This is a genomic window from Mesorhizobium sp. M1050, assembly GCF_040318715.1.
Taxonomy (GTDB): Bacteria; Pseudomonadota; Alphaproteobacteria; order Rhizobiales; family Rhizobiaceae; genus Mesorhizobium.
In genome coordinates this window covers 1-7,838 of sequence record NZ_JAMYMV010000129.1, presented here as the reverse complement: position 1 = coordinate 7,838, position 7,838 = coordinate 1, and the positions used below count along the sequence as shown (strand labels likewise).

The 7,838-nt window shown below is 58.2% G+C and carries 4 protein-coding genes; 1 reads left to right on the top strand and 3 read right to left on the bottom strand.

What is annotated here, in order from left to right:
• From tnpA to NKH57_RS32785, 3 genes are all read right to left on the bottom strand, one after another.
• The coding region (gene tnpA, locus NKH57_RS32795) for an IS66-like element accessory protein TnpA (RefSeq protein ID WP_352950480.1) at positions 1 to 319 on the bottom strand (319 nt) is incomplete at its 3' end.
• Between the two features lie 1,118 nt (positions 320 to 1,437).
• Positions 1,438 to 1,896: a Ros/MucR family transcriptional regulator gene (locus tag NKH57_RS32790; RefSeq protein WP_023758530.1), complete on the bottom strand. Its 459-nt coding sequence runs from the start codon at positions 1,894 to 1,896 to the stop codon at positions 1,438 to 1,440.
• A gap of 563 nt (positions 1,897 to 2,459) precedes the next feature.
• Positions 2,460 to 2,708 carry a hypothetical protein gene (locus tag NKH57_RS32785; protein WP_156938508.1) on the bottom strand — a complete coding sequence of 83 codons (249 nt, stop codon included), beginning with the start codon at positions 2,706 to 2,708 and terminating at the stop codon, positions 2,460 to 2,462.
• A 1,064-nt stretch (positions 2,709 to 3,772) separates the two neighbouring features.
• On the opposite strand from NKH57_RS32785, the gene NKH57_RS32780 reads away from it, so the two are divergent.
• Positions 3,773 to 7,838, top strand: a 4,066-nt coding sequence (locus tag NKH57_RS32780; RefSeq protein WP_352950477.1) for a beta strand repeat-containing protein, incomplete at its 3' end; no start/stop codon positions are given.

Below are 7,838 nucleotides of genomic sequence, written 5' to 3'. Positions count from 1 at the left end.
CCTCCTCTTTCGGGCTCGCGGGTGGGCGGCGTCGGGTGCTAAAACCGAGGGGGGGGCGGCTCCCCGCGCCGGGGGGGGCGGCCTCCCCCCCCGCGGCGACCTCCACGGGGACGAATTGCGCGATGGATGGCGTGAGCATCCGGCAGAGCTCCTTGCGCCATCGGAAAAGCTGGCTCACGTGAATGCCGGCCGACCGCGCGATCTCTGAAACACTGGCCCCGGGCTCCAGCGTCGCAGCGACCAGCCGTTCCTTCTCCTCCCGAGACCAGCGCCGACGTCGCTCGACTGACGTGATCACCTCAACGCGCTGCGTTGTCATAGAACTACTCCTAGTGCTTGCACTAGGACTTGCAGCCTTCAGCCTACCTCAGCAAGGCGGCCGCCACCGGACGGTTACCGACCTTGCCTGGTTTTCGCCGGACAAGTTGGTGAAGCGGCGCGTCTCGCGATCGGTGGTATGCAACCCATGAGATACGATGGGTTCGGAAACTGGCCTCAACGGGAGTAACTGTTGGAATAATCGCGAGTGGGCAGCTTAGGTGAGCTTTGCGTTTCTCCCAGACGACGCCCCGGAACGGTAGTTCGGCGACATCAGCTCTACCAGCGGATCACCCCCAAAAATGCTGAATTTAAAGACTGATTTCTCAGGGTGCCATTCTATTTGCAATTTGCCGTCAGTTTAGCTGATCGCAGCGACGATCCAGCGTCGAGGCCGCCAGCGACTTTAGCCCGCTGATATCCAAGTCGACCGTCCAGTTGGCTCAGCTGAGAATGGCACCCGCTAGTAGTACCGTGATGAGAATTGACAACGGAACGGCTAGAAGACCGCACATCTCAAGCGTTTTGGTGTTTAGCTCCATCTTCGTCGCCTCGCGTCGTTGGCGTTGTCATTTTGACGCTAACGGGAAGTCATTGGAAGTGGTTCCGCGCGAGGCAGTCAGAGCTGCAGTCCCTGCTTGCATATTAGCAACACCTTGACGACCCTGGCTGGCTGGAAGCCCCATCGGCGTGCGTTTCCGCTGTCCGCTGCCCTACGGCGAAGATCACGGAGCTATGATTGGGATCATGTCGGGCTCTTTGGCTGCTCAGATTGCAAAGCCGGCGGCCGCGATCTCCGAACCGGCTCGCCGACATTGTGCAATCTGATGGCGCCCTTGGGAAAATGACAAGATGAACAATTAGTCCCGGCGGCCGAAACCTGTCCTATCTGTCAGGCGAATTCGGCGACAACAAACCTCCAGTCAAAACACCGTGGGAACGCAAATCCCATGTCCATTTTTGGCTTATGCGCCGGTCAGTCGCGGGTTGCCGGCCATCAGCTCGGTCGCCTTTCGTGCTCGGTGCTCATGCCCTTTCAATGCGCCCGAGGCAAGACGCGCGCAAGTCCGCCGCGCCTCAAGGCATAGCTGAGTCTTAACGGCGTCAGGTGGCGGCGGACTACGCTTTGGCTTTCCGCTTCGCAGCTGCCTTCTTGGCTGGTGCGGCGGGTTCAGACTTGCGGCCAAGCCCGATGGATTTCGCAAGTTGCGAGCGCTGAGCTGCGTAATTCGGAGCCGTCATCGGATAGTCGTGCGGCAAGTTCCATTTAGCGCGATAGGCGTCAGGCGTCAGGCCGAAATCCGTGCTGAGGTGCCGTTTCAGGGATTTGAACTTCTTGCCGTCCTCGAGGCAGATAATGAAGTCCGGCGTCACCGACTTCTTTGGATTAACCGCAGGAGTTTGCGGCTCGACGGCAGGCGCGACCGCCGTGCCAAGTCCGGCCAACGAAGCATGAACCGATGCTATCACATCCGGCAAGCCGGTCACCGGCAACGGGTTGTTGCTGACATATGCTGAGACAATGTCGGCGGTTAACTCAGCTAGTTCGGCAGCGCTGTTATCAGTTTGGTTGGTCATCGGTTGGTCCTTTTGTCTGATTTATCCGCTCTTTATTGGTTGATGATCAATGACGCAACCGAGTGCACCCGCTTCAACCGCTGAAATAACAACTGGGCGAAACGCCTATTGATACCAACCAGATGCAAGCTGGCATATGCAGCTTAATGAAACCCTCAAGGCAAAATGGGCATGCTGAACCACAGCGAAGACCTTAAGCATCTTCTCGGCACCCGCATGCGGTGACGCCGGATGATCCGGCAACACAACTTCTGCGCAAATGGATAGTTAACATTGTATTTCCCGGGTCGAGCGGCGAGAATGGACAGTCGGTCTCGGCCGATCGACGCCGGTTCCAGCTTTCTAAACTTATAAGCATATTAGCACGAAGCAAGTAAACCTTCCGGAGCAGCGCACGGCTTCACAAACCACCCTGAACGGTCCATTTCGCCTGTATGTCCTGCTTGTTGCAATCCCCATGCTTTGTATCCTGCTAACCTAGCTCAGGGGCGACAATCTGAGGCTGAGGCCATGGTCATCCGGTGGATGTCGACCACGCAAACGGGTGGATGAGATGAGATTGATCAAGTCATTTGCATTTGCTGCTGTGCTGCTTCTTTCGTCTGCATTATCTGCGAACGCACAGTCGGCTCGCCACGGCCATCGACACGGGTGAGATTCTTCATTCCGGCTTTGATCGCGCGCTCACAGAATTCTTCCACGCCCTTGCCGTTTCCGCTGTTGAAGGCGGCGTCCATGAATTTTGTCAGCGCCGCTAAGAGGGCGCCGCCTTTGCTCGGCATATCGAGCGTAAATGGGCGACGACGGGACATGGCGCCTGCATCGGGACATCTGGAATTTAGGTCGGCCCAATAGAATCCTCGCCAGACGCCGACCTTTGAGGGAGCTGATGACCAGGCGGTGCGAGATGGGGGCGAAGACAGAAAAGCGGCCCAGCAAGCCCCAAGGCTGGACCTCGACGGATCGTGTGGGGCATTAGTGGTCGCGAGAGGCCGGCGCGATCTTGCATTTAAGTGTAGTGCGACACGGCCTTCCAAAGCCGGTCGTGATTGCCCGCGGCGAAGTCTAGGAGGGCGTCGCGGACGAAGGTGTTTCGGCTGGCTTGTTCGTGGCTGTGTCCGGGGCGTTGCTCGCCGACGATGCCATACATCTCGGTGCCGTATCTGGGGCACCCACGACAGGGTCAACGGTGAGCAGGTGGGCATTGCCAGCCGCCGCGGCGTGCGCGGGTAGAGTGAAGAAGCAGTCAGTGAGGAGCGCCCGCGGACCTCGACCGGAGCGCGTCCGTTCATGTCGCAGGCCGCGACGATGCTCCGGGCACGGCTTCGGAGGATGCACGACTTCACTACGAGTTCGTCAACTCAGTCGTCGATGCTGCCGGGTTTGAACTTCTCAGTCGCGTTGATGACCCACCAGCCGGCCTCTTCGCCATTTAATTAGCTGGAACTGAAATAACCGCAACCGGGAAGGCGAGGTCTCCTGAAACAAAGCGCTTTCAGGCCACACTGGAATCGGCACCACGAGCCTTTCGACGTCCGCCTTACGCCTACTGTCGGCGCGGGCTGTGCAAAGGTGGTACATTAGCGACTCTATTGGCGTTTGACACCGTTCTAGCGCGGGAGCCTAGTGCCGTGTAATAAGGGAGGATACTGCGACCAACGAACCGCGTGACCCGCTGGTATTTTGCTCACCGGCACATTCTTGGTCCAGTAATTGCTCGATTACAAACTGCGGCGGTCACTTGCCTCGATTTGGCAAGGAAGCGAGCATTTGTCGTCCTGCGCTCAGAACATCTGGAAGTCCGTCGCTTCATCCTCCGTGACAATCGCTGGTCAGACTCCTAGCCACCAGTGATCTTGAGGATAGGGGATCCGCCATGGCTAACATTACCGGAACGTTTCTGAGCGAGAGGATCAATCCGCTTGGAACATATTACTGGGATGGAGCTAGCTGGGTTTTCTTGAATTCCAATGGCACAACCATCGGGGCGGACACTGTTCATGCCGGGATCGGAAATGACGAGGTCGATGGCGCCAAAGGCAATGACAGCCTATTCGGCGAGGCGGGAAACGATCTGCTGATCGGCGGTTCCGGCAATGACCTGATTGACGGCGGAGCCGATGACGACATCATCTATGGAGGAACACAGACGGCAAACGCGACGGGCTCCGGTACTGACGATCTGCGTGGCGGGCTTGGCAACGACGTCATCCATGCCGGCGACGGGAACGACACGTTGGGTGGCAACGACGGTAATGACAAGCTGTTTGGCGAAGCCGGGAATGACGACCTCAACGGCGGTGCCGGCGCCGATATTCTGGTCGGTGGAGCGGGCGCCGACAAGCTGGCTGGCGGTGCCGGGGGCGATCTTTATGTCTTGGATTTGGTAAGTGATTCACAGGCCACGGCGGCCGGCGCTTTCAACAGCAAAACGGGCGACGCCATCAATGGTTTCACATCTGCGGCTGAGATGGCGACGGCTTCCTTGCAAGACAAAATCGACCTGCGTGGCCTAGTCACTCAAATCGGACATACCCTCACTTGGAGCGGCGCGGCCGCATCCAACTACAGCGTCTGGTCCTCCGTCTCTGGAGGCAGCACCTTCGTCAACGTCGATACGACGGGCGACCATATTGCAGATGTGGTCGTCAAGATATCCACAATGGAGACATTGACTGCCAGTGACATTATTACCGAAATTGCCGATGCTACGGCCCCAACGGTGTCATCGACTGCTTACGGCACGCCCGGCGGATCGCTAAATGCTGGCGATACGGTGACGCTTGCAGTGACCTTCTCGGAACCTGTTGTCGTTGCAGGCGGGACACCGACGCTGGCCCTGAACAGCGGTGGCACAGCAACCTATCTGAGTGGCTCGGGCAGCTCGACACTGACCTTCTCATACACGGTTACCGCCGGTCAGAATACATCCGATCTCGCTATCACGTCGCTCATTCTCAATTCTGCAACTATCACAGATGCAACGGGCAACATCGCCAACATCTCTGGCGCTGCGTCCAATCCATCGGGGATTCTGACCGTTGATACAGTGGCGCCTTCCGCACCAACAGTGGCGCTGGCCACCGACAGTGGCGCCTCGAACAATGATGGCATTAGTAAAGTCGGCGCACTGAGTGTCGGCGGCAGCGAAACAGGTTCCCTGATAGAATACTCTACCAACGGGGGCACCATCTGGAGCTCGTCGTTTACTGCGGTTGAAGGCGCGAACTCGGTTTTGGTGCGCCAGACCGATGTGGCCGGCAACGTCTCCAGCAGTACCAGCTTCAGCTTCACGTTCGATACGAACGATCCGGCGGCGCCCAATGTGGCGCTGGCGACGGACTCCGGCTCTTCCGGCAACGACCTGCTCACCAATGACGGCACATTGAGTGTTGCCAGCGAGGTCGGCGCCCATGTCGAATACTCCACCAACGGGGGCACCAGCTGGAGCTCGTCGTTTACTGCGGTTGAAGGCTCGAACTCGGTTTTGGTGCGCCAGACCGACATGGCCGGCAACGTCTCTGCTGAGACGGATTTCACCTTCGTTTTGGACCCACAGGCTCCCTCCGCTCCCGGCGTGGCGCTCATCGTGGACTCAGGCGCCTCGAATACCGATCACATCACGAACAATGGCGCGTTGAATGTGACGGGTATTGAGATTGGTGCCACGGTCGAATACTCCCTCGATGGTGGCGCCCACTGGCAGAGCACGTTCGCACCTCAATTTGGTCCGAATGCGTTTGCGGTCCGACAGACGGATGCTGCTGGCAACTCGTCGACCGCAACTGATTTTGTCTTCTCACTCGTTCAGGAGGGATATGCCGTCGATGGTTACATATCAGGAGCCACGGTCTTTGCCGACGCAGACGGCAATGGTCAACTCGACGTCGGTGAGTATTCTGCAGTCACCGACGACTTCGGGCACTTTGTTCTACAAGGAGGATCGGGAAATCTTGTCGTTATTGGCGGAACAGACACCTCGACGAATAACGCCCTGATTGGAACGCTGACTGCACCATCGGGATCGGCGGTTGTCAGCCCGCTGACAACTTTGGTCACACTTCTGGTCGATGATCCGGCTTCAAACCTGGATGTTGCAGGCGCCGAAGCGATGGTGCTTGTCGCTTTAGGCCTCGCGCCGGATATCGATCTCCTGACACTCGATCCCATCACGGCGGCTTTCCAGAATGATGCCGATACTTTCCTTGCCGGCATTTCTATCCTGAACACGGTCAGCATGATGGCGGCTGCGATTGCCGGCGCCGGCGGAGATCAGGATGCCGCCGCAACCAGTGTGTTTTCGGCTCTTACAAGCCAGATATTGGGTCTTGGCGCAGGCGAAGCTCTTGACCTGACCAATTCATCGACAATCGGTGTGATCGCTGAAGCTGCTGCATCAGGTGCTCTGGATGCCGATCTCCTCCAGGCACTCCAAGAGGTCGTGGTTGCCAGCAATCAAACATTGGCGGATGACGCCGCGACCGCATCAACGCCAGCGCAATTGGTCGCGGACGCCACGGCGATAGCTTTCGTTGCCCAGGGCAGCGCTTCTAATGCCTTGGCCGCCGCGGCAGATGACCCCGGCCAAATCGATGCCGTCGTCAATTCATATTCTGGCAGTGGGCTTGATGCCGCGGTGATTTCGGCGCTGAACCAGATCGGCAACATTGCGCCCGCCGTGCAGGCCCATGCCACCCTTACGGAGGGAACCGACAATCTCGGACCATCGATCCTCAATACGACGGTTATTTCAGCAGCGCCGGATCTAAACCCCACCGACAGCATCGACCTTGGGGGTGGTTATGATGTTCTGGCGCTGTTTGGGGGTGGCAGCTTCGACCTGAATGGACCCTCGGTTCTGGCGGGCGTCGATGCGGTGCGGCTGACCTATGTGAATGGTTCCGGCCCCACCGCGCTCACCTTGCGCGACGGCATGGACATTTCGGTGAGTGTCAGCGGTTCCGGCAACGAGACGTCGATCTATCTGTCTTCGGGCAATGTGTCGCTCGACCTGGACGGCATCCATGGCGGCTTTTATCATTTGTCGAGCGGCACTGCGATCATTGATGGAGCGGATGGCGGCGCCGACGATTCATCGTATTATTTCTCGACCGGCGAGGCCACCATCTCCGACGCCAACGCCGCCTTCAACCGCTATTATCTGTCGAGCGGGACTGCGACAATCCATGCGGGAGGAGTGTTCAATTCAAATGACGACGGCGGCTACAATTACTATTATCTTGCCGATGGTACCTATGCCCTGCACGGGGCCGATGCCAACCAGGATATTTTTGTCCTCAACAACGCCGCCCAGCTTCAGACGACCAGCCTGATCGATGGTGGCACGGGCAGCTACAATGATCAGGGTGGTTCCACCTATCCGCTAAAAGACACCGTCGTATTTAACGGCTCCTTCGACCTCACGGTTCCGTTTTCGACGGTGATCTCCAATATCGAAGCCTATTCGATCGGCGGCACGCTCAAGGTCGAGCAGGCGAACCTGGCGGGCATCAACTCCATCTATGGCGGTACGCTCACCACGGAGGAAGCCGCGCTCGATCTGTCGGGAATGACTGTCAGTTCCCGGATCGAGAGCAGCAATGCCGACGGCACTATCTTCACCGTGACCGACGCCTTCACGGTCTCCCATGTCTATGGCGGCGAGGGCGACGATACCCTCATCGCCAGTGGCTTGACACTCTCCGCCGATCAGAGGGCGGCGATCTTTCTGAACAGTTCTGTCGAGACGATTATGGATGGAAGCGGGACCTATGTGGCGCCCCTGCAGCTGACTGCCGGCGCCGATACGCTGGCCTTCGATTCCAGCGACCTGACGAACAGCACACTGAATGCTACGGCGCCGGATCTAAACCCCACCGACAGCATCGACCTTGGGGGTGGTTATGATGTTCTGGCGCTGTTTGGGGGTGGCAGCTTCGACC

Coding starts and splice junctions, on each gene's coding strand:
- NKH57_RS32790 (WP_023758530.1), bottom strand. CDS start 1,896: ATGACCAACCAAACTGATAACAGCGCTGCCGAACTAGCTGAGTTAACC.
- NKH57_RS32785 (WP_156938508.1), bottom strand. CDS start 2,708: ATGTCCCGTCGTCGCCCATTTACGCTCGATATGCCGAGCAAAGGCGGC.